The sequence below is a fragment of the Streptococcus sanguinis genome (assembly GCF_050222175.1).
GTDB classification, from domain to species: Bacteria; Bacillota; Bacilli; order Lactobacillales; family Streptococcaceae; genus Streptococcus; species Streptococcus sanguinis_M.
Window position 1 is genome coordinate 2,068,954 of sequence record NZ_CP071420.1, and the last position, 24,310, is coordinate 2,093,263.

A 24,310-nucleotide genomic window follows, 5' to 3' on the forward strand; every position below is an offset into this window, starting at 1 on the left:
CAGGGTCTCTTCTGAAAAAAAGCTGAGACATTATCTGTCCCAGCCTCGTTTTTATTATCTTTAGTTTGGATAAATGTAAGTAACTCCACCCATAAATTCATTTGGGTTAAAGTAGCCACGATAGTTGTTAATCTGCTTTTGGCGATTATAGTTCGCTTCCAAGACTTGGATAGAGCTGTCGCTTTGCACATCTGTCACATAAGCAACATGTCCGTATTCGCCACCATCCCAAACTGCAATAGCACCTGCTACTGGGACATTTCCTGTTGCATAACCCTGAGCACCAGCATTGATTGCCCAAGTATTAGCATTACCCCACCAGTTGCTTGCCCAAGGAGCCATTTCTTTTACGCCCCAAGTACATTGGCCGATTGGGTAAGAATTGCCATAGTCAGTTGGCGTATTTAAGACAACATCTTCAGTATCAGATATCAAAGCAGCATCGCTTGTCGCTTCATAAGCTGGAGCACTGTAAGGATTGTAAGTCTGAGCCAAAGCTGTACCATTTACTTGCAGCACATCTCCTGGGTTAATCGTATCAAAAATTGATTTTCCATTATTGGCAGCAAGTTCGTAAGGATTCATTCCATTTGCACTAGCAATGGCAAAAAAAGAGTCCCCTTGCTGGACAACATAAGAATCTGCATGAACAGCTTGAGCGCCGATTGTCGCCAAAAAAGCTGTGGAAGTTAAACCAAGAGTCGCTTTAGCAAATGTTTTTTTCATAAATGTGTTTCTCCGTATAATTTGATGATAAAAAAATCATACAATATTTACATGTCAGTTTTTTTAGAGTTATGTTTTTGTCATGTTACAAATGATTTAGACTTTTGCTACATGAGATTTAGCAGTATTTTTAAAGATAAAAGGCTAGGGATTCCCTAGCCTCATCTATTATCAGTCTTCTTTACCCTTCAATTTTCCTAGACCTAAAGCACCAATAATGGCTGCTAAACCTAGATATGGCAGATAGACTGTATCTTTGGCTCCCGTTTCTGGCAGAAGAGAAACAGGAATCTTTTTAGCTGCTGAAGTTGGATTGGCTCTTCTTGGATCGTTTACATCTGAAACAAGCAGATGCTGTGCCTTAGGAGTGACTGTTGTAACCGTATTTGAAGCATAGACTACATGATTGACAGTATTAATGTAGGTATTTTCAAAAGTACCCGCAGCAATCCGCTTCATCTGTAGATAGGTTTCAGCCTGAAAAGCTGAATCCAGAGAAATAGTCTCTAAGAATTCTTCCTTGAAACGAATAGAAATCAAGCCTTTCTCAAGATCAACATTCGCAGCTGTATACTCAGTCAAATCTGTACCAGCCTTTATCACCTTACCATCTTTGAGCGTGATGTCCACTTTGGCAAAGGTTTTGTAAGCACCCATGTACTCATCTCCTCGTTGATCATAATCATCCACAAAGCTATAGTCTGTCAAACCTTCAGAGTGGTTAGCAGGGATCAAGCCTCCGATGAGACGATAGTTAAAATGCCGTCCCAAAGTCAGTTCCTTGCCATCCAAGTTCTCTGCACTTGTTGGATCAAGACTCAATGTAATATCTTTTTCAGGGCTGATTTTTGGAACGTTGTTCACGACTACCTCAGTCGCATAACCATTTCCAAAGTCAATCTGATAAGCTCGGTTCTCAAACTTGCCACCTGTGCGGCCCATTCCTTCTTTGACAGCCATAGGGCTTGTTATCGTCAAAGATTTACCTGTTACGACATATTGGTCATAAAAGGCTTGGGCATCGTCTGCTGCAAAGAGTTGGAAGGAGTCTTTAACAGTGATATTGGTCTTTTGAAGGAGCTCTCGAACTGCTGCAGGGGCTGTTTCAAGGCTCTCGTAGTGGGTCACTGTCACACCTGCCACAGCCTTGCCATCCGCATCTACTAGCTTGACTAATTCTGGACGAAGTTCAAGTGCTTCTTCCGGATAGTCATCTACATAGTAGAAACCTTTTTGAATCGTGCTCTTAGATGACTTATCTCCCTTATACTGATCCAAATCCCAAGTCAGCTCGTAGTAATTGGTCGAACCAGCCAAGACTTCCTTACCATCAATCACCAATCCTGCCTCATTTTTATTGACCTTGGTTGGCTTGATGTAATTATTGCTAGGATTATCTGAATCATCAGGCTTGCCTGGCGTAGTCACGCGTACTACGTTTGAGCGGACACCATAGGCATCATTGACTGTCATGGTGAAATTATTGGTATAAGTCGCGCCATCATTGAGAACTCGACCGACTACAGTTGGAAAGAGCGTAGCAACTTCTTTGGTCGTATCAGCGTTATAAGTAGCTAAGGTTGCTGGAGTTGCCTTGAATGTCACTGTGTGACTAGCCCTATCATAGCTGACGTCAAAACCTGCGCTAGCAGCTTTTGTTGCTTCTAAGTCAACTTCATAACCACTTGGCAACGGATCAGTAATGACAAATGAAGTCGTCTCACTGCGTCCAGCTGGAAGAGCTTCTGTCTTTAGAGCAAACTGAACGACGGACTGCTTAGCCACCAGAGTCTTATCAATATTGGTGCCTTGGTCATTTTGAATCTCTTTATTAATCTGCGGTTGAGATTGCAAGAGATGATAATGATAATGCACAGTCGGAGCTACGGGCGCTGCTGGCTCTTTTTGATAAACAGGCTCTGCTGGTGAGGTTGGCAGCGGGCTATAAGTTGGTTCTACCGGCTTATTAGGCTCCGGTGTATCTGGTGTAGGAGTTGGCGCTTCCGGCTCCTTCTCATAAGTCGGTGCTGCCGGAGGGGTTGGCTCTTTTTCATAGGTCGGTTCTACCACTGCTGGCCGGACAGTTTTTTCTACTTCATAGCTTGGCTCAGATGGCTTACTAGGCTCTGGTGTTTCCGGTGTACGTGTCGGTGGCGTCGGTTCTTTTTCATAAGTCGGTGCTGCCGGAGGTGTTGGAAGAGCCTTCGGTGTTGGTGTAGTTGGAGCTGGCTCCAAAGGCTTAAGCGCTTCTTCACTTGGCGCTGCAGGAGCTGTAGGAGCTACTGGCGCTTCCGGTTCTTCTACTGTGATGATTGGCAGATCATTCGCTCGGACATCACCATTAATCGCAAACCAAATATTTGGCTTCTTAGGAGCTAGTTTGTCAGCCCTACGTGGATCAGTAGCCTCTGGCTGGCCTAACACTTCAGAAGAGGAAATTGTTCCAATCGTCATACTGTTGGTTGTGCCAGAAATTTCTACCGCTCCTGCTCCATACCATGAGTTAGGAGCATCTGTATTGTCCCAGCCTGAGTCCGGCTGAGCATTCTTATACATGGTAAAGCGAGATCCGCCAACTCCTTTTTTGAAGTTTTCAGACTCAGTCGCATAAATTTGGCCGTTCTTTTCACCAATAGATGAACCTGAAATCTTGTTGAAAGTTCCTGTATAATCTTTGGCCATTTCGATAGAGTTGGCTTCACGGTTGAGGGAAGCCACGGACATCAAAGCCTGATCAAAATTAATAGGTTGGCCTTTATCATCATAAAAGACAAATTCCGTCTTCACAAAGAGAGAGGTTGCATCTTCAAAATTTCCTGTATAAGCGGAAGCAAAAACTCCCATGGTCGGGTCTTTAAAAATACCTAACCAAGCCTTATCATTGCGGAATTGAGAGCTTGGATCAAGGGTATAAGTATAAACGATTTTAGAAACTTTTTTCCCTCGATAATAAGTTCCCTGAAGATTTGTATAGGTTGCTGTAGCAGACTGACCGCGGCTCAGCAAAACAGAAGACCATTCAGTCGGACCTTTACCACTTGTTACGTTAGAACTATAGTCTGCATACTTGCCAACCGTACCAAAGCTTTCCTGCTGGTTAGTCTGATAGTTGGCATTTTGAATGTCTGTTACTTTGAAGTTATCCAATTGGAAGAGCTTCTTAGAAAATTCTGCAGTATTCTTCACAGCGGCTTCCATGCCAGCATAGCTGACGAACTCACCAGTTGTAGTCAGTGACAGATCAGCATTAGGCTCTGATTTAAAGACCAGACTTTGCGCAATTGGACGGCTCAAATGCCCGTCTTCAGTCTTCTTTGTTTCTGCAAGAGCCAGTCCAGCCTTAATCTTGGCCTGTTCAGCATCATATTTAGCCTTATCTTGCTGATACTTGGCTAATTTTGTATTATAGACAGCCAAATCTGCATTATACTGGGCCAACTGAGCTTGATAATTTGCTTGGGCTTGAGCATTACGCTTCTTAATTTCTTCATTTTCAGCTGCTATAGTGGCATTCTTAGCTTGATTCTCTGCTAGCTTTTGCTCATATTCTTTTTGAGCTGCCGCATTTTCAGCTTCAATTTGAGTCTTTTTAGCTTCATAAGCTGCTAAATCTGCTTCATATTGAGCTTTTTTATCTTGATTTTCCTTTTGGATACGGGCCAATTCTGCCTGATAATTCGCCTGAGCAGCTTGATATGCCGCTTCATTATCAGCATTGGTCTTTCGGACAGTAGCTAAATCTGTTTGATATTGGGCAAGTGCTGCCTCGTAGGCCGCTTTTGCAGCCGCATTCCGCTGTTTAATAGCTTCATTATCAGCAGCAATCTTAGCATTAGCAGCTTCAGTGTCAGCCAAAGCTTTTTCATACCGGGCCTTAGCTGCCGCATTCGCCTTTTGAACACGGTCCAGCTCACTAGCATAAGCCGCCAGAGCCGTATCATAATTAGCCTTTGTTTCTGCATTCAGTTTTTGAACACGAGCTAATTCTGCATCATAGGCCGCTTTTGCCGCTTGGTAAGCCGCCGCGTTATCCGCATTCGTCTTTTGAACCGCTGCTAAATCTGTTTTGTATTTACTAAGTGCCGCTTCATAATCTGCTTTCAGCTGAGCATTTTCTGCTGTGATCCGAGCTACTACTGCTTGATGAGCAGCCAAATCTTTAGCGTATTGTTCCGCTGTCGCTTTGTTTTCTGCTGTAATCCGAGCCACTTCCGCCTCGTAGGCTGATACTTTTTCTTTGTACTCCTTGACCTTGGCATCAATATCGGTTACTTGCGCTTCATAATCTTCTGCAATCTCCGCTTTTTTGTCTGCAGTTTCTTGAGCAGTCTGAGCTACTCCTTTGTCAACAGCTGGGTCTTTGACCACTGTCAGCCCAGCTTCTTGAGCCTTTTTGACGCTTTCATCTAAACCAGCTGTTGGAACAGTCACTATCACACCGCCATCTGCATGACCTGCTCGCGCCTGACTCTCTTGAGATGCCTGACTGGCTGGCCCTTGAGCTTGAGGTAGATTGGTCGCTGCATTTCCAGTACCTACCATTTCAGTATTGATAGGACTATTGGTATCAGATACCACTTCATCTGCTCTTACTTGCATCGTTGACGTTAAAAAAGCCGCACCCAGAACAGCACCGCATAAAGTTTTAACAGCCTTATTTTTCCGAAAACCAAAAACTTCTTTTTTCTTCATTTTTCTCCTCCCTCTGCTAACTTTTACAGTCAGCAGTTTTCTCATGCCTTCAGAAAATCAAAAAGTAATGGGAACCTCCTGTCAGAAGCTCCATTCTCATTTTGACTATCTGTAAGCATCAGAATACATACCTTTATCCTATCAAGTTTTCCCTCGTTTTGCAAGCATTTTTTCCTCAGTTTATTTACCTTTTTTGTTTTTTGGACATTAATTATATAATGTCTATTTTGATTTTCTCTTCCCTCTCTGTTCCACAGATTTCCCGTAAAAAAGAAAGGACCAGTCTTTACTAGTCCTTCTCTTATTATAGTTTTATGGTATATTAAATATTCTGAGTATACCGCTTATTTCTCTGTCAATGCTGCAAGTCCTGGCAATACTTTACCTTCAAGGAGTTCCATTGATGCACCACCACCAGTAGAAATCCATGAGAACTTGTCTGCACGGCCAAGGTTGATGGCTGCAGCAGCTGAGTCACCACCACCGATGATTGATTTTACGCCAGGTTGTTTCACGATAGCGTCCATGACACCGATTGTCCCAGCTTGGAAATCTGGGTTTTCAAATACACCCATAGGGCCATTCCAGACAACAGTTTTCGCACCAGTCAAAGCTTCATCAAATTTAGCGATAGATTTAGGACCGATATCCAAACCAAGGAAGCCTGGATCCACTGCTTCACCTTCAGTGTCTTTCACTTCAGTATAGTCCGCAAAAGCATTTGCTTCTTTAGAGTCAACTGGCAAGATCAATTTGCCGTTTGCTTTTTCAAGAAGAGCTTTCGCAACATCCAATTTGTCTTCTTCTACAAGTGAGTTACCGATTTCGATACCTTGTGCTTTGTAGAATGTGTAAGTCATACCACCACCGATAAGGACTTTATCAGCTTTTTCAAGTAAGTTTTCGATAACACCGATCTTGTCAGATACTTTTGAACCACCCAGAATAGCTACGAATGGACGTTCTGGAGTTTCAACCGCTTCTTGGATGTAGGCAATTTCATTTTCAAGAAGGAAACCAGCCACTGCTTTTTCAACGTTTGCTGAGATACCTACGTTAGATGCGTGTGCACGGTGAGCTGTACCGAAGGCATCATTTACAAAGATACCGTCTCCAAGAGATGCCCAGTATTTACCAAGTTCTGGATCGTTTTTAGATTCTTTCTTGCCGTCAACATCTTCAAAACGAGTGTTTTCAACCAAAAGAACTTGTCCATCTTCAAGAGCATTGATAGCTGCTTCCAATTCAGCACCACGAGTGACACCTGGGAAAACAACGTCTTGACCCAATTTAGCAGCCAAATCTGCAGCTACTGGTGCAAGTGATTTACCTTCTTTGTCTGCTTCTTCTTTGACACGTCCAAGGTGAGAGAAGAGAATTGCACGACCGCCTTGCTCAATGATGTATTTAATAGTTGGAAGAGCAGCAGTGATACGGTTGTCATTCGTAATCACTCCGTCTTTCAATGGTACGTTAAAGTCTACACGAACGAGGACTTTTTTACCTTTCAAATCAACGTCTTTAACAGTAAGTTTTGCCATGTTACAAAAACTCCTTTTCATATTTTATACGCAACTATTATATCATATTTCCCAAAAGTTTTCTTGATATAAGGAAAATTTTCACAAAAAAGAAGTGCCACGCACTTCTTTCTCTCGAACTTTGGAATTAGAAAATAGGAAAAAGGGCGCTAAACTCATTCAGACAATAGTTAAAGCTGGATTTTTCTCTAGATTTGACAACTCAAAAAGTCAGTAAAAGCACTGACTCCATTTTTTCGTTTTCTTATATGGCAAAAGCCTGCCCTACAGCATAGGTAACAGCCATGGTTAAAAGACCGATCACGAGGTTGCGAATCATAGCATTTTTGAGTGGTGCTTTGCCCAATCTAGCGCTGGTATAGCCTGTTCCCAAAAGGGCCAAGGCCACGATTAGAACGGTTGCCCAGATACGGACGCTGGCTGGAAGCAGGATAATGGTAATCATAGGGAAAAGCGCACCAACAGCAAAGGCTAAAAAGCTTGATACGGCAGCATGCCAGGGATTAGTGAACTCCTCAATCTCGATTCCATATTTTTCCTCTACCAAAGCCTCCAACGGATCTTGGAGAAAAGCCCGATTGGTCATGAGCTGGGCAGAAGTCTCACACTCGCCATTTTGAACATAGGCAGCATAGAGAGACTGCCTAGCAATATCCGGATTTTTCTCTAAAAGCTCTCGCTCTCTGGCAACAGCAGCTTCTTCTGTATCCTTTTGAGTAGAAACAGAAACATACTCTCCACCAGCCATAGAAAAGGCGCCCGCAAAGACTGCCGCCAAACCAGACAGAAAGATAATCCAGACATCGTCCGTCGCACTAGCCACCCCAATAACTACACCTGCTATGGAAATAATGCCGTCATTAGCTCCTAAAACCCCAGCCCGCAAGATATTCAGCCGACCGCTAAAATTCGTATCAATTTTATGTTCTTCCACTATTTAAATTTTCTCTTTCTTTTTATTTATAATGATTATAAATAAAACCTAAAACTAATACAAGAGAAAATCGAAAAATGAGAAAAGTTCTACTATTTAAGAGAAGAAAGACATTGAAAAAAGAGCCGTTTTAAACGACTCCTTTCTTTATAATTACTATAATGCTGTAACAAACTGATTATTTCACCACGATATTAACTAGTTTATTTGGAACGCTAATCACTTTCACGACTTCTTTGCCAGCGATTTCAGATTTAATTTTCTCATCTGCAAGGGCAATTTTCTGCAGTTCCTCACGGCTCAGGTCCTTAGCTACGACTAACTTAGCACGGACTTTACCCTTGATTTGAACTACGATTTCGACCTCTGCCTCGACTAGTTTGCTTTCATCATAAGTTGGCCAAGCTACGTAGGAAATGCTCTTGCCAGTTTGAGCTACTGCCTGCCAGAGTTCTTCAGCCAAGTGCGGTGCGAAAGGCGCCAGCAATTGAATGAAACCTTTAGCGTATTCGACATAGAGTTTTTCTTCCTTGTTGGCTGCATTGACAAAGATCATGAGCTGGGCAATGGCTGTGTTAAACTTGAGCTCCTCAATCTGCTCTGTGACAGACTTGACTGTTTCGTTGTATACCTTGTCGAGAGCACCATTGTTATCCGCAACGATTTCTTTACTTGTAATCAAACGGTAGACTCGATCTAGGAACTTGCGGCTGCCTTCCAGACCTTCCTCGCTCCAAGCGATGGATGCATCCAGTGGCCCCATGAACATTTCATAGACACGCAGTGTATCGGCACCGTATTGCTCTACTACATCATCTGGGTTGACCACATTCTTCAGAGACTTAGACATCTTAGCAGGCGCCTGCTCCAGCTCTTCTCCAGTTTCGATGTTGAAGAAAGAACCATCGCGTTTTTCCACCTTGTCTGTCGCCACTAGGGCACCTCGACTATCACGGTAGCTAGTCCCCAGAATCATCCCTTGGTTAAAGAGTTTTTGGAAAGGCTCTTTGGTTGGCACCACTCCGATATCATAGAGGAATTTGTGCCAGAAACGAGCGTAGAGGAGATGGAGCACAGCGTGCTCTGCACCACCGATGTAAATGTCAACTGGAAGCCAAGCCTTAAGCAGCTCTTCGTCTGCTAATTTCTCATTGTTGTGCGGGTCAATGTAACGCAGGTAATACCAGCTAGAACCAGCCCATTGAGGCATGGTGTTGGTTTCGCGGCGTCCTTTGACACCATCTTCCCGAGTGACTTCTAGCCAGTCAGTCAGATTGGCCAGCGGGCTCTCACCAGTACCAGAAGGACGGATATCCTTGGTTACAGGCAAGACAAGTGGAAGTTCATTTTCAGGAACAGCCGTTGAGGTACCATCTTCCCAATGAATGATTGGAATTGGCTCACCCCAGTAGCGCTGACGGCTAAAGAGCCAGTCGCGCAGGCGATAGGTGACTTTTTCGTTTCCGACACCTTCTGCTTCCAGCCAAGAAACCATCTTGTCAATAGCGGCAGCCTTGTCTAAGCCATCTAGGAAGCCAGAGTTAATATGCGGACCGTCTTCTGTGTAAGCAGCTTCAGCAACATTGCCACCCTCTAGAACCGGAATAATCTCTAAATTGAACTGCTTAGCAAAGTCCCAGTCGCGCTCGTCATGCGCAGGAACAGCCATGATAGCACCTGTTCCGTAGCTTGCAAGCACATAGTCGGCAATCCAGATGGGGATTTCCTTGCCATTGACAGGATTGATGGCATAAGCTCCTGTCCAGACACCGGTCTTCTCCTTAGCCAAATCAGTCCGAGCTAGGTCGGATTTGAGGCTGGCTGCATGTTTGTAGTCTGCTACTGCTTGGGCTTGTTCTGCACTTGTAATGGCATCGACGAGAGCATGCTCAGGAGCCAAAACAGCATAGGTCGCACCAAAAAGGGTGTCCGGACGAGTCGTAAAGACGGTGAAGTCCTTGTCTGTGTCCTTAATCTTGAAAGTTACATTGGCACCGGTTGACTTGCCGATCCAGTTGCGCTGCATATCCTTGATAGACTCTGGCCAGTCCAGCTCCTCCAAGTCATTGAGCAAACGCTCTGCATAGGCTGTGATTTTCAGCATCCACTGACGCATAGGCTTGCGAACAACTGGATAACCACCGCGCTCAGATGTGCCGTCTGGCAGAACTTCCTCATTGGCGATAGCCGTTCCCAACTCTTCAACCCAGTTTACTGGGACTTCAGCTTCATAAGCCAGACCTTTTTCATAAAGCTTGGTGAAAATCCACTGGGTCCACTTGTAGTAGTTGGGGTCAGTCGTGTTAACTTCCCGATCCCAGTCATAAGAAAAACCAAGCGCATTGATTTGGCGTTTGAAGTTGGCAATATTTTCCGCTGTAAAGTCAGCTGGGTCATTCCCTGTATCCATAGCGTATTGCTCAGCTGGCAAACCAAAGGCATCCCAGCCCATAGGATGAAGGACGTTATAGCCCTGAGCTCGCTTGTAGCGACTGAGGATATCTGTCGCCGTGTAGCCCTCCGGATGCCCTACATGAAGCCCCGCTCCTGATGGGTAAGGAAACATGTCCAGCGCATAAAAGTTAGGCTTGTCCTTGTCCGTACCTGTCTTAAATGTATGGTGCTCCGCCCAATATTTCTGCCACTTGGGCTCGATTTCTTTGTGATTATAATAAGCCATTCTTTTCTCCATTTTTTGTACTGTTTCTATTATACCATTTTCAAGGGATTTTGAAAGACGGAATTTCATGACTGCCAGACACATCAGACAAGGGAGCTCTCCACCAAAAAACAAGCCACATTGTCAGCCCTACGGTTGAAAGGTGGCTTGTTTTGTATTTTGCTTTTATTTATCCAAATCCCTGACATATTGGTCGACTGCTAGGATGGCACCTGCAATGTCAGAAGCTGAAATCTCAAATGGCATCTGATGGATGGTTTCACCCTCAATCGTCGCTTGTTGACCAACTTTGAGCAAGTCTTCATAGCTAGCATTTTCTAAATGCATTTCTTTCAGAGTGGTCGGCATACCGATCTTTTGATAGAAGCAAATATATTTTTCCAATTCTTCTTTAGGTCGGTTTTCTAAGAAGAGTTGGGTCAAGGTTCCATAGGCAACTTTTTCGCCGTGGGTCAAGTGATGAATATCGCCTGTGAGAGCTGTAAAGCCGTTGTGGATAGCATGGGCTGCCGCTAAACCGCCGCTCTCAAAGCCGACGCCGCTGAGAAGGGTATTGGCTTCAATGATATTTTCCAGAGCTGCAGTCACGACTTTTGCTTCACAGGCTGCAATAGCCTGCAGGCCATCTGCAAACAGTGTTTCTTCACACTTCTTCGCAATCGCTACACCAGCCAGACTCTGTCTTTGTCCCAACATGGTAGTCCCATTTTTCTGCTGGACAGCACGCGCTTCTACCCAAGTCGCTAAACCATCTGCAATCCCAGAAGCCAGAAGCCGTTTTGGCGCTCCAGCAATCACTTTCGTATCCACCAAGACGAGTTCAGGATTTTTACTATAGAAAATGTACTTTTCAAAGGCGCCGTCTTCTGTATAGATAACAGAAAGTGCTGAAGTTGGGGCATCCGTAGAGGCAATGGTTGGCGCAATGACTACGGGACGACCTAGTATGTCTGCAATCGCCTTCGCACTGTCAATCGTTTTCCCACCGCCTAGACCAATAACCAAGTCTGCTCCGTCTTTTTCAGCCAGAGCAACGACCCGATCAATTTCAGCATCTGAAGCTTCTCCGTTAAAAGCGACATGCAGCACATGAAAACCATAACGAGTAAGGTAGTCATTGAATTTTTCCCCAACAATCTGGTAAACCACATCATCACAAAGCAAGACTGGATGGCTTCCTAATTGAAGAATCTGTTTTGCATTTTCAAACAGAGCGTTTTCTCCCTGAATATAACGAGACGGGCTTGCAAAAATTCTCATAGAACACCTCTTTCATTTATTCATAAATAGAGCATTAAATATGCCTTTTAAATGTATTCCTGATTGTGAATTGCTGACCAGTCAGCAGCAAAGTCATCCACTGCCTTAGAGATAGACGGCATGGCAAAGGCTGCTGCAAAGATATCTGGTCCTGCTGTAATGGCTTGGGCCCCATCAGCAAAAGCACTATTAATTTGGCTAACATTCTTAAAGGACGCTGCCAATATTTTGCTGGCGGAATGTTCCCGCTCAATCGCTTGAGCCAGCTGGCTAATTACAGCATCTGAATCAATATTGAGATTTTCCATGCGGTTATAGTAAGGAGCAAGATAGTCAGCCCCCGCTTCAATGGCTAATAGCCCTTGAAAGGTTGTATAAATGGCTGTCGCTGTAATCTTGTAGCCCTCTGCTTTGAGAGTTTTGATAGCTGCTAGCCCAGCCGGTGTGACCGGAACTTTAATGTAGACAGCATCGTCGCATTTTTTTCGAATTTCAGTAGCATCTTTCAAGATTCCCTCATAATCCTTGGCAACAACCTGCACATGGATAGATGGACCCTCTCCTATGATTTCCCGAACAGCGCGAATCCGTTCGAAGAAATCTATTTTCCCTTCTTTTTTTGCGATGGTCGGATTAGAAGTCACTCCCGCCAAGGGGAGGACTTCCGACCATTTTTTTATCTCCTCTAAATTTAAGGTATCAAGCATGAATTCCATAAATTGGACCTCTTTTACAACGTGTGCTCCGTACGTCCGATAATATCATCTTGCGTCGCCTTGGAAAGCACATTGAAGAAAGCAGAGTAGCCTGCAACGCGAACAATCAAATCGCGGTGTTTTTCAGGATGCTTCTGAGCATCAATCAAGGTTTCCCGAGAAACGACATTGTATTGGATATGATAGCCATGCAGACGGTTAAAGAATGTACGAAGCAAGGCAATAAGTTTCACTTTATCTTCTTCCTTAGACAGGGTCTGAGGATTCACTTTTTGATTGAGCAGAACGCCTCCTACGATTTCATCTGTCGGCAATTTGGAAACAGATTTCAATACAGAGGTCGGGCCGTTCTTGTCCATATTGTGGGATGGAGAGCAGCCTTCAGCGAGCGGTGTTCCAGCATTGCGGCCATCTGGTGTCGCCAAGGTACCGCGACCTTGACCGACATTGGCTGAAATAGAAGATGTTCCAGAGTAGCGGATACCGCCAATTGGACCACGGCCATAACGGGTATTTGGATATTTAGCGATTTCATCCACATAAATATCGTAAGCATCTGTCACTAGCTTATCTGCGTAATCATCATCATTACCATATTTTGGTGCATCATGAATCATCATCTCTTGAATTTCTTTACCACGCTCACCTGCATAGTCTGTTTCAAGTGCATGCCAGAGTTCAGCCGGAGTCAGCCTGCCTTCTTCAAAGACCAGCTTCTTGATGGCCGCCAATGAGTCTGATAGATTGGCAATACCGACTTGAAGGCCGGAAATATAGTCATAGACAGCTCCGCCCTCTTTCAAATGCTTACCGCGTCCGATACAGTCATCTGTCAAAGCTGAGCAGAGGATATCCGGCACTTCTCTTTCAAGAGACAGGTCAATAGAATTTTCCACGATGACACTCATGCGGGTCAAATGGCGCAAGGTCTTGTCCCAAGCCGTTTGCAGCTCAGCAAAGCTCTTCATATCTTTAAAATGACCGAAGCTTGGTGCAAAGCGCTTGCCAGATGCTGGATCAATCCCATCATTCATAGTAATCAGGAGCACCTTAGGGAAGTTCATGTAGCTCATACCTGTGCAACGGTAGCCCCATTTACCAGGCACAGCAGTTTCCACACAGCCGATAGCACTGTAATCGTATGCATCTTCTTCCAAAACGCCTTTGGCGATAAAAGACGGAATGATGATTTCATCATTATTGAAAGCCGGCATACCGAAACCAAGCTTCATGACTTCAATACACTCATTCATAAAGCGAGCATCCAGACCTGCATGATAGCGAACAGTCAGATTCGGCTGAGGAAGATGAGTTTGAGCTACAGATTTCAACACAAGGTAGGAAAGCGGGTTGACTGCATCTCTCTTATCTCTCGTTTGGCCACCGATTGTCACATTTTGATAAAGGGGACTGCCCGCAGATGAGAATGTGTGGGCCTGGCTGCGCACTTTATTAATGGTAATCGTCTTAATCCAGAGATTGGTTAAGCGTTCTACAATGCTAGCCTCTGTCTCACGTCCAGCTTCCAAATCCGCCTTGACATAAGGATACATGTACTGGTCAAAGCGTCCATAAGAGAGTGAATGTCCGTTGGACTCAATCTGAAGGATACACTGGATAAACCAAACAGACTGAACAGCTTCAGCAAAGGTTGATGCTGGCTCGTACGGCACTTTAGAACAGATTCTAGCGATTTCTAAGAGCTCTTGACGGCGCTTAGGCTCTGCTTTTTCAGCAAGCTGATTGGCCAAGGCCACAAAACGCTCCGCATAAGCTTTCACAGCATCTACTACGATGAAAATGGAATCATAGAAGTGGTATTTGTCAAGACTAGCCGGATCGGTCAAATCCAAGGCTTCCTTAGCTGCGCGAGCTTTTTCTTCAAAACCTTTCAGTCCATAGGCCAAGAGTTTTTGATAGTTGACCGCCAAGTGGGCGTCCCCAGAGTTCATCTTTCCTTCCATACCAAAGAAGCCAGTTTCCATATAAACCTGAACTTCCTCTGGAAGTAAAGCTCCAGCTCTCGCACGGAGGTTATTGTTTTCCCAGAAAGGAGCGATGCTGCGGAGCTGCTCTTTGGTTTCCTCTGTGATATAGAAGACGTCTCCATCCCGCTTCTCAAAAAGATCTAGTTCATTGAGTACAAACTCTAAAGTATACTCTGGGAAAATAGGCGCGTCTTTATTAGATGAAGCCTGATTACCGACAATCATCGTTTCATCTTCGATATAAAGCGTCATATTTTCCAAAATCTCTTTGAGCATGTAAGCACGCTTCAACACATTTGGTTTTTCCTTATGCTTATCATAAGCCTTGGTAGCTAGGACAGCACGCTCTGCATCAATATAGGGCTTTTTATTTAAAACATCTTCCCGATACTTATTCATCCGCTCTGTTAAGCTGCCAAAATAGTCTGTTTTTATTGTTGTTTTTTCTACTTCTTTTACTTGGATCATTTGGCTACGACCTTTCTTATGAAATTTAATTTATTTCTTTCGTAACTATTGTAACATGCAAAATTCTAGAATTCAATCATTTATAGGCGATTACAGAATTAAAGATTTTTTGCACATTTGTGCCATCTGAGCCAAGAAACTTTTGTGTTTTTATCCATCAAAGTCAGATTATTTTTCATTTTTCAATTCGTTATTGTAGGCAATCTTATCCTGAAACTTCACAAATGGGAAATAGACAAAGGCGGACATGGCTAAGATGACAATTTGAATGACTGCCCCTTGCCAGCCAGCGACCATAAAGCCAGAAATGATAGCCGGCGTACTCCAAGGCAAAGTCACACCTGCGAATGGTTGCATAAAGCCGACCGCAATCGCCATGTAGACAATCAAAGCGGCTAGAACCGGTACCAAAACAAAGGGCAGAAACATGACCGGATTCATCACAATCGGAAAACCAAAGACAACTGGCTCATTGACATTAAAGATTGCCGGGAAAGCAGCAACTTTCCCCAGAGCCTTATACTGTTTGGACTTGGCAGCAAAGAGCATGGCCACGACCACTCCGAAAGTAATACCGGAGCCCGACAAGATAAGAAAACTATCCAAAAATTGCTGGGTCACAATATGAGCGCCTTGACTAACAGACAACTTATCTGCAGCAAGCAGGGCCTTATTAGCATCCAGATTTGACAGCAGCAAAGCTGTTACGACACCATTGACAACAGACTGGCCGTGGACGCCAAACCACCATAAGAAAGAAATAAAGAAAGCAATACCGATAGCTCCATACAGAGAGCCCGTCAGACCTTGCAGAGGCACCTGAATAACATCGTAAATCATCTCAATAAAGGTACCGCCACCAGTCGCTATCTTGGCAATAATATAAACAAGCATTGACAGCAAGAAAATAACGAAAGCAGGAATCATGGCTTCAAACTGCTTGGCAATCGCTTGAGGAACCTGCTCTGGCATTTTGATGACAATATGCTTTTGAATGAAAATCGTATAGATACTGCCAACTGCCAGACCAATGAGAATGGCCCCAATGATTCCTTGACCGCCAAACCAGACCTTGGCAATCGCATCTGCAATCGCCTCACCCTTTTCTGGTATGTAGGAGGATTTCAAAAGGATAAAGAAGGAAGAAAGAGACAGCACTCCTGCCGGCAGAGGCTCTACACCGCTGTTCTTGGCATAAGAATAGCCGATTGAAAAACAAGAAATCAGCCCCATAATGGCAAAGGTTCCTGAATAAACCTGCATAAACGGTTCTGTCCAGTCCGCCCCAAACACACCAGCAATGGCTTGATTTAGACCTTCAAATGGTAATTGCCCTACAATCAAGAATAGACTTCCCACAACTGTAAGAGGCAAAATTGCCAACATACCGTCTTTTAAGGCGATAATCCCGCGCATATTGACAAACTTCATAATCGGCGCAATGATTTTTTGAGTATCCACTTTAGACATAACGAAGCTCCTTGATTTTAATGTTTATCCAACAAACTCAAAGCGAGGTTTAACACTTTTTCGCCATCTAGCATACCGTAATCAGCCATCGGAATAACTGCAATCGGAGTATGGCAGCTGTCGCAAATAGCTGTAGATTTGTCCAGAGTATAAGCTACCTGCGGGCCCAATAAAGCGACATCCAGATCCGCTGCATAATCAGCCAACTTAGCCTGAGAGTAGGCTTCAATCTCAGCTTCCAGCCCTTTTTCAGCTGCAGCTATTTTCATATTGTTGACCAACATTCCTGTTGAAAAACCTGCCGCGCAAAACAAACCAATCTTAACCATCTTTTCATCCTCCTGATGATTTATTTTTCCCCTTGTAATTCTCTTCTCAAGTCGATGATTTCTTTGATGAGGTTAATCTCTGTAATGCTAGTCATCAAATGATCTTGAGAATGAACAAACAGCGCTGTAATCTCTGTTTTCGTTCCTCCAGCTTCCTGAGCTAGGAACTTGGTCTGCAAATTATGGGCCTCTAACAGCGCCTTATCAGCCAGCTCAATCTGCTCATCACATTCTGAAAACTTACCATCTTTAGCTAGTGATAAAGCTTGATAAATATGCTGCTTGGCATCACCAGCGTCTAAGATAAGGCCCATGATAATTTGATCTGCTACAATCATTTCCATATGTTACAACCGCTCCTATCTTTATGATTAACAAAAACTTGTTCTTTTGTTTGAAAGTGATTTATTTTTGTTTGTAACTAGAATGTATCACCTTTATCTCAGTCCGTCAATATATTATAGAACAAATTAGCTTATTTAAATTATTTTGCACATTTGTGCAGAATAAAAACTCCCCCCATAAAGGACAGTTCTGTACAGCTTTATGCAACTGCGATTCAAAGGCATTCTATTAGATAAGAACGATAAGCAGATTCGACACAAAAAAAGAAGCAGCAGCTATTTGCTTCTACTTCCTCATATATGCTATTTTAAAAAACAAAAACTTATCTTTTTAAACGACTTTCTCAATTTCCTTTGCTATTTTACTTTTCCGCAATTTCCTCTGGAAGATGTATTTCAATAAAACAGCAGGATTCAGACTGTAGGATAATTGCCATTTAAAATAATTAATCCACTCGATGACAGCAAAAAACCAAATTGCTAAAGAGATTATGGATGTGGGAAATTCACTGTAATTTAACATAATTATCAGGGCTCCTACACCCAGTAAAATAAGGTCTAAGATCTTTAGTACCCTGTAAATCTTGCCTGTATATCTTTCAGCAAATCCTGGATTGGAAATCCTTTTTATCAAAATCAACCAGAAAACAGAGCCCTGTATCAGAATAAAACTCAGTACAAACAAGGAGAAAAAAATAGAAATCAAAGCTCCAGTAGTAAGAATCCATTTTTTGAGCAGGAAAAAATTCATCCAAAATACTAGCACAGCGACTAGCTCCCCTGTGGCTAAACTAGTCAATTTTCGTTTCATCGGCTTTTTCAAATCAACAATCCACCTCCATACATAGCTGCTAATCCACTATTAAAAAATAGAATCCCTAAATTCCGTCTTGGAAATCTCTTGCACCTGAGATTCCACTGACATCAAGAAGTGAAGAAACTCCTATCTCCGTCCAAGTCAAGCATTTTTAGAATCGTCGCTTCATCCGTAACCAAATGATTGACATAGCCAGCTCGCAACACCGCTAAGATAGCAGCAGATTTTTGACTGCCATAGGCAAAAGCCAAACTAAGCGGCACCTTTTTCAAATTTTCCAAAGAGATGGCAATCGTTCGATTTTGCAAATGCTGGTAGACCATCTCCCCTTTTTTATTAAAGAAGCGACAGCAGATTTCTCCAACAGCATCCTGACTCTCTAGAGCAAGAAAATCCTCCGAGGTCAGCATGTCCAGCCATTGGCGATTTCCCGTGTCAACCTGCCCTCCAATACCAACCACAGCCACATCCAGCTCCTGCCAGCTGCTTTTCAGATCTTCAAAATATTTAGAAGCCAATATTCCATTTGTCAGTTGCTCGTTCTCCTGAATAATCGTGGAATTCATAAAACGGCAGTCCCCATGGTATTTTCCAGCCATGCTATAGATGAGGGTGTTCACATGATAGCGTGCATGGATATGACTCGGTCCACCTGCCAAAGGAAAGAAATGGACATTTGTCAAATGCTTGCTGCTGGAGTGCTCTACTAAAAGGCTCAAGCTCTTTCCCCAAGAAAATCCCACTTTATCATTGTCTTTAATCAGGCTACGTAGCATACCCGCAGCAGCTTGAGCAAGCCTTTCTTCCAAGTCTGCTGGAGATTCATCTACTAAGTTACTGACAATTTCGATTCCCTTGAGCCCGTATTTTTCTTTTACATAGTTTTCCAAATGGAACAAGCGAGTGTCAAAGTCTTCAATCTCAATCTTTACAATGCCCTCTTTTTTCGCTTCTGCCAGCATTCGGCTGATAGTGGTGCGATAAATCCCTGTCTCAGCCGCAATGTCAGACTGGCTTCTTTCTTCGATATAGTAGAGATAAGCAATTTTTGCCAATAGTTTTTTTCTTTCATTTTTCATCTTATCTCCTTCTCTCTGCTAGATTAGGGTCAGCTTGATATCGGCAGCTTTCAAGCGCTCAACAGCCTCTTTCGGAATCGCCTTGTCAGTCACCACTTGCGCAATCTGCTTGAAGCCAAATCTCTTAACCGTTCCTTTTCTGGTAAACTTACTTGAGTCCGTCAAGACAATCATCTGGTCAGATGCCTCTGACATATACTGCACAACCTCACTCCGCATCAAATCCTTGCCTGTAAAGCCTAGATTTTCATCATAGCCATCTGTTCCGACAAAGGCATGTTCTACGTGGAAAAACCGAATCATTTCCTTGAGAAGAGGCCCTACTGTCACTTGAGAATCTTTCTGAAATTCTCCGCCCAGTAAGATAATTTTACAAGAATCAGTTTGTTTTATATAATCCGCAATAAAATAAGAATTGGTAATAATCTTGACATTCTTCTTCGTTCGGCAGATTTCCTCAGCTAGCAAGGCGCAGGTCGAGCCTGATTCGATCATAATGGTTTCATTATCCTGAACAATTTTTGCTGCTTCCTGGGCAATTCGGCGCTTGGTATCATAATGAAAGGAAAGCCTGACATTCAGATCATCGCCGCTATTTAAAACAGCATAGCCATGCTCTCTGCGCAGTAGACCTTTGGTTTCCAGCTTATCCAAGTCCTTGCGAATCGTTACTTTGGACACTTTTAAGCGGTCAGACAAAGTATTGACATCGATTCGTTCAAATTCAGATACTAATTTAACAATTTCATCTAAACGTTCCATTCTATCACCTCTGCTATTATTGTAACAAAAGACGCCTTAAAAATAAAATAAAAATAACTTTCATTCGTAATTGTTTTTCTTTCTAAAATAAGTTATAATGATTGTATCCAAAGGAGGCCTGAGTATGGAAACAACAAAAGGAATTATTTTCAACATCCAACATTTCAGTATTCATGATGGACCAGGGATTCGTACAACGGTTTTCCTCAAGGGCTGTCCTCTGCGCTGCCCTTGGTGCTCCAATCCAGAATCACAGCAATTCAGACCCGAGCCTATGCTGGATGCTACTACCAAAAAAAGCATCACTATGGGGGAGGAAAGAAGTGTAGAGGAGATTATCAACGAAGTCCTAAAGGACAGAGATTTTTATGAAGAATCTGGCGGTGGCCTAACCTTATCTGGCGGAGAGATTTTCGCCCAGTTTGAATTTGCCAAGGCCATTCTCAAAGCCGCTAAGGAAAAAGGGATTCATACCGCTATCGAAACAACTGCCTTTGTAGAACACGAAAAATTCGTGGATCTCATCCAGTACGTTGATTTTATCTATACAGACCTGAAACATTATAACTCTGTCAACCACCGCAAGGTGACTGGAGTAAAAAACGAATTAATTGTTCAGAATATCCACTACGCCTTTACTCATCAAAAGACGATTGTTCTCCGCATTCCTGTCATTCCAGATTTTAATGACTCTTTAGAAGACGCGGAGCAGTTTGCGACCCTGTTTAATGAACTATCCATCGATCAAGTCCAGCTGCTGCCTTTCCATCAATTTGGCGAAAATAAATACAAATTACTTGGCCGAAAGTATGCCATGGAAGATGTCAAGGCCTTGCACCCTGAAGACTTATTTGAATACCAAGATGTCTTTTTGAAGCATGACATTCATTGTTATTTTTAGTCTTTAATTTTCAAACACTAAAAAACAAGCTACGCTTTCAGCCCTATGGTTGAAAGGTGGCTTGTTTTATTTATTCTCCAAATAGTTTGAGTTTGCTTTCAATTTCCTGATAGACCAAACTGGACTGCATACCGACGGCTGCAGCGCTGTCGCGACAATACTGGAGCAAGAAGGTGTAATACTTGTAGTAGAAGCTCAGGTCATAGCCCAGCTTACCCAAAATGGCTAGCTGCTCCTCAAAACCTATAATCAAGTCTCGGAACCACTGCTCGTTCCAAGTCATGGAGATGCTATTTGGCCGCAAGCGATAGTAATAGAGCGGTTCATTGAGGTAGATAATCTTTTCTGACTGAAGGTAAAGCTTATAAGTCGTGAAGGCATCTTCAGCCACTCGGCCGACTGGATAGCGCACTGTATCAAAGAGCTCACGCTTATAGAGCTTGGCCCAGGCACAGAGAAAGACACCGTCTAGCATGCGCCGTCTAGGATACTCCTCGATTATCTCTTCTCGCGTATAGAGGGTTTCAAAATGCTCTGTCGAATAGTAGAGGAAGGCTGAATCCTCTGCACGAAAGCTACAGTGGTGACCAATGGCAATATCCGCATCGTACTCCTTGAGCTTTTCATAAAGGCGGGCAACATGTTGCTCAGGCAGCCAGTCATCCGAATCCACAAAAATCAAATAGTCTGCACTAGAGTGCTCAATCCCTGTGTTGCGGGCACCGGACAAGCCTTGATTTTCCTGATGAATAAGACGAATCCTCGTATCCTGGTCAGCCAGCTCTTGGCAAATCTGACCAGAAGCATCTGTTGAACCATCATTGACTAGAATAATTTCCAGATTTTGATAGGTCTGACGACAGACGCTGTTCACACATTCTGCTAAATACTGCTCAACATTGTAAACAGGGATGATAACACTGATTAATTCCTGAGACATGATAACTCCTATTCTTTTCCTGTCTTTTTATTATACATGATTTTTTAGGTTTGTGAGGTGTTTTTGGAAAATAAGTTTTTAAAGGATAGCTTTCTATTTTTAGACACATTTTAATCCATCGTTCAATTGTTTTGTTTTTACACTTATAAAAATCTTTCGTTCTTTATTTTGTGCTATACTCGAATTAGGGATTTTAAGGGAGATTAGGAAATGATTGGATTCTTTTTCGTCGCATTTGTGGCTGTCTTTGGCATCGTCTTTTTTATCAGTTATAAGCTACTTGAAGACAGGGAAGATACTGACTCAGATTGGTCTTCCAGCCAAAGCCCAGAGCCTGACTATTTCCAGCAAACCCAGACTGCCCCTTGGGAACTCAAATACAACAAGGGAAAACAGGGAGAGTACCAGCTTGGTCAGGTCTTGAACCAGCTCTATGGCTATAAAAAGATTTTATACAATCTCTATATCTTCAAAGAAGATGGCTCTACCACTGAGATTGACGCCTTGCTGATTCATCCATCTGGAATTTACATTTTTGAGTCAAAAAACTACAAGGGCTGGATCTTCGGCTCAGAAAATCAGCAATACTGGACTCAGGTTCTTTCTGGAGGCCGCGGAAAATCTTACAAACATTCTTTTTTCAATCCCATTATTCAAAATAAAGTTCATCTCAAATGGCTCAGCTACTATCTCAACCAATACACGCCAAATCTATATTCCTATATCGTCTTTGGCAATGACTGTCAGCTTAAGGAAATCCATCTAAACAGTGACAGGCATAAGGTTATTCAGACCTGGCAAGTGATAGGGGCAATTGACAGGCAGGCCTGCCAAAGTCAAGTCTGCCTGTCGCCCGAGCAGATTGACGACCTCTATCGTATGCTCCTGCCCTTGACCAAGCGAAAGCAGGTCATCAAAGAACGCCATATTAACAGCATTGCTCAGAATAAACAGCGTAGAGAAGCAGAAAAGATCTGCCCTCGCTGCCAGCATGGATTGGTGCTCCGTACAGCAGCCAAAGGTTCTAAGGCCGGTCAGCAATTTTGGGGCTGCTCCAATTTCCCAAGATGCCGCTTTACTCAAAAATACCAAGAGCCTGTCTGCAGTCCGCTTGCCGAGCAGGTTGCGCAAGTACCTAATTTCGAACAGCCTGTCGTGCAAAACCTAACTCAAACACAAAGCAACAGCTAGAAACTGCTGTTGCTTTTTTGTAGATTATTTTTCCTCTAGCTCGCAAAACTAAGATTTTTTCTTCAAGCCAAGGAAGCCAGCACCAAGCCCTAAGAGCCCGAGTCCAAGCAGATTGGTCAATGGACTGCTTTGGCTGCCGGTCTTAGGCAGTTGTTTGGAAGAAGCTTGTTGAAGAGTTGGCTCTTGAGACGCTGCTTGAGAATCCGTCTGGCCGCTTGCTTTGTAGGTCAGATTTTCTGCTTGGCTACCCTTTGGATCAGGCTTTGCAGGGGTTGGCTGCTGAGCTTGATTTTGGGCGGCTTGCTCCATATCGGCCAGCGGCACGATACTCTTCATAAATACATCTTGTGAAATAGCTCTTTCTTCGACTGCATCTTGAATACCAGTAAGACTGACAAAATAGTAACGCGCCCAATCCTTGGTCAGTCGCTGAATACCAGCCAGACCAGCTCCTGGATACCAGAGCGGCTTACTCACTTCTTCAGCAAATTTCCAGTCACCACCAACTTGAATACCAAGCTTGGCATCTGGGTCAGATTTTTCAGAAATACGAGCTTCTACAGAAACTAAAACAGCCCGAATGGTTTGAGGATTCGGAATATCACGGGCTTGATCAGAGCCCCAGTGGGCAACCCGATCCTGCTTAGGTAATACCTCAATAGCTGTTCCCCCGCCAGCCAAGGCTTCCTGCCGGGCATCTCCTACGTTGCTGGACATATTTCCCTTGAATTGAGAAACCCATTGAACCCCTTGAGGGTGATCCACAATTTTCTCCCAGACATTGGAATCCTTCCGGAGCACAAAAGCTTGCATGTTCCGAATATCCGCCCAAGCATTGCTGGCCTTATTGTCCGTCATTTCCATCACAACGCCCCAAGGATCAAATTCATTCATCCATTTGCCGCGTTCCTTGTCAAAGACAGCCTGTGCTTCTTCGTCAGTCATCCCTTCGCCTTTATAAGCTAGGTAGTACCAATCAGCTGCTGGGTCATAAGTCGGTCGACCGCCTAACACGACAGCTCCGCCATTAAATTGGCCGGGGCCGCCATTAGGACCGCGCTTTTGACGCTCCCCATTTTCTTCAACGACATTTTCCTCCGACCAAACCCAGACATCCCCTTGATTGGCTCCCATCTGAGCAATGGCGCGCTGCTTCTGCTCATCAGACATGACCTGGCTGGCTGGCAACTCGCTGGCAGCTGATTCGGCCTGATTTGCAGGAACTGCTTGGGGTTCAGCCACAGCTGGATTTTCAGCCTCGGGACTTGCTTGCGCTGTTGGAGAAGCCGGCGTTTCAGCTACTGCGGCAGGGGCAGGCGCAACATCTTCTGCTTCAACTCTTGAGACAGCTGTCAAAGCTGCTAAGGACAAGAGGGAAACACATAGCAGCAAGCCACTTCCATACTTGGCAGCAGAAGCAGATTTTGCTAGGGCTTGCCAAGAAAACTTATTATTCATACCATTCTCCTTTC

Annotated in this window: 18 protein-coding genes; 2 read left to right on the forward strand and 16 right to left on the reverse strand. The window is 43.7% G+C overall.

From position 1 onward, the window contains the following. Positions 1–60 precede the first annotated feature (60 nt). The 14 genes from J1C91_RS10170 to J1C91_RS10235 all read right to left on the reverse strand — a co-directional run bounded on the left by J1C91_RS10170 (position 61) and on the right by J1C91_RS10235 (position 19,806). Complete coding sequence (locus J1C91_RS10170; RefSeq protein WP_125438493.1) at positions 61–726, reverse strand: COG3942 and LysM peptidoglycan-binding domain-containing protein; 666 nt, start codon at positions 724–726, stop codon at positions 61–63. Between the two features lie 171 nt (positions 727–897). Beyond that, positions 898–5,463, reverse strand: a complete 4,566-nt coding sequence (locus J1C91_RS10175) for an antigen I/II family LPXTG-anchored adhesin (protein WP_312023173.1) — start codon at positions 5,461–5,463, stop codon at positions 898–900. Positions 5,464–5,762: 299 nt separating this feature from the next. Further along, entirely contained in the window at positions 5,763–6,959 is a 1,197-nt protein-coding gene (locus J1C91_RS10180; protein ID WP_002910741.1) for a phosphoglycerate kinase, read from the reverse strand. A gap of 244 nt (positions 6,960–7,203) precedes the next feature. Then, complete coding sequence (locus J1C91_RS10185; protein ID WP_125438499.1) at positions 7,204–7,893, reverse strand: VIT1/CCC1 transporter family protein; 690 nt, start codon at positions 7,891–7,893, stop codon at positions 7,204–7,206. Between the two features lie 178 nt (positions 7,894–8,071). Beyond that, on the reverse strand, positions 8,072–10,573 hold the full coding sequence (gene leuS / locus J1C91_RS10190; protein ID WP_125438502.1) for a leucine--tRNA ligase: 2,502 nt from the start codon (positions 10,571–10,573) through the stop codon (positions 8,072–8,074). 165 nt (positions 10,574–10,738) lie between these two features. Continuing rightward, positions 10,739–11,833, reverse strand: coding sequence for a glycerol dehydrogenase (locus J1C91_RS10195; protein ID WP_002910745.1), 1,095 nt, complete (start codon positions 11,831–11,833; stop codon positions 10,739–10,741). Between the two features lie 47 nt (positions 11,834–11,880). Beyond that, complete coding sequence (locus tag J1C91_RS10200; protein ID WP_002910746.1) at positions 11,881–12,549, reverse strand: fructose-6-phosphate aldolase; 669 nt, start codon at positions 12,547–12,549, stop codon at positions 11,881–11,883. Between the two features lie 14 nt (positions 12,550–12,563). After that, complete coding sequence (locus J1C91_RS10205) at positions 12,564–15,005, reverse strand: glycyl radical protein (RefSeq protein WP_002910747.1); 2,442 nt, start codon at positions 15,003–15,005, stop codon at positions 12,564–12,566. Between the two features lie 168 nt (positions 15,006–15,173). After that, the gene (locus J1C91_RS10210; protein WP_125433858.1) at positions 15,174–16,475 is read right to left on the reverse strand and encodes a PTS sugar transporter subunit IIC; all 1,302 of its coding nucleotides are present in this window, start codon (positions 16,473–16,475) and stop codon (positions 15,174–15,176) included. Between the two features lie 17 nt (positions 16,476–16,492). Further along, a complete protein-coding gene (locus J1C91_RS10215; protein ID WP_002896658.1) occupies positions 16,493–16,804 on the reverse strand; it encodes a PTS sugar transporter subunit IIB in 312 nt (103 codons plus the stop codon). A gap of 20 nt (positions 16,805–16,824) precedes the next feature. Further along, positions 16,825–17,148, reverse strand: coding sequence for a PTS lactose/cellobiose transporter subunit IIA (locus J1C91_RS10220; protein WP_002896659.1), 324 nt, complete (start codon positions 17,146–17,148; stop codon positions 16,825–16,827). Between the two features lie 331 nt (positions 17,149–17,479). Beyond that, positions 17,480–17,959 carry a hypothetical protein gene (locus tag J1C91_RS10225; RefSeq protein ID WP_125438565.1) on the reverse strand — a complete coding sequence of 160 codons (480 nt, stop codon included), beginning with the start codon at positions 17,957–17,959 and terminating at the stop codon, positions 17,480–17,482. Positions 17,960–18,072: 113 nt separating this feature from the next. After that, the gene (locus J1C91_RS10230) at positions 18,073–19,044 is read right to left on the reverse strand and encodes a sugar-binding transcriptional regulator (protein WP_125438505.1); all 972 of its coding nucleotides are present in this window, start codon (positions 19,042–19,044) and stop codon (positions 18,073–18,075) included. A gap of 18 nt (positions 19,045–19,062) precedes the next feature. Then, complete coding sequence (locus tag J1C91_RS10235; protein WP_002896662.1) at positions 19,063–19,806, reverse strand: DeoR/GlpR family DNA-binding transcription regulator; 744 nt, start codon at positions 19,804–19,806, stop codon at positions 19,063–19,065. A gap of 124 nt (positions 19,807–19,930) precedes the next feature. On the opposite strand from J1C91_RS10235, the gene J1C91_RS10240 reads away from it, so the two are divergent. Beyond that, positions 19,931–20,707: a glycyl-radical enzyme activating protein gene (locus tag J1C91_RS10240; RefSeq protein ID WP_185755747.1), complete on the forward strand. Its 777-nt coding sequence runs from the start codon at positions 19,931–19,933 to the stop codon at positions 20,705–20,707. Positions 20,708–20,777: 70 nt separating this feature from the next. Here J1C91_RS10240 and J1C91_RS10245 read toward each other — a convergent pair whose 3' ends face one another. Then, positions 20,778–21,647 (reverse strand): glycosyltransferase family 2 protein, encoded by an 870-nt coding sequence (locus J1C91_RS10245; protein ID WP_125406288.1) that lies wholly within the window; start codon positions 21,645–21,647, stop codon positions 20,778–20,780. A 210-nt stretch (positions 21,648–21,857) separates the two neighbouring features. On the opposite strand from J1C91_RS10245, the gene J1C91_RS10250 reads away from it, so the two are divergent. Further along, positions 21,858–22,838, forward strand: a complete 981-nt coding sequence (locus J1C91_RS10250; protein WP_002910758.1) for a nuclease-related domain-containing protein — start codon at positions 21,858–21,860, stop codon at positions 22,836–22,838. 48 nt (positions 22,839–22,886) lie between these two features. On the opposite strand, the gene J1C91_RS10255 is transcribed toward J1C91_RS10250, so the two are convergent. Continuing rightward, positions 22,887–24,296 (reverse strand): LPXTG cell wall anchor domain-containing protein, encoded by a 1,410-nt coding sequence (locus tag J1C91_RS10255; RefSeq protein ID WP_002910760.1) that lies wholly within the window; start codon positions 24,294–24,296, stop codon positions 22,887–22,889. Between the last annotated feature and the right edge of the window lie 14 nt (positions 24,297–24,310).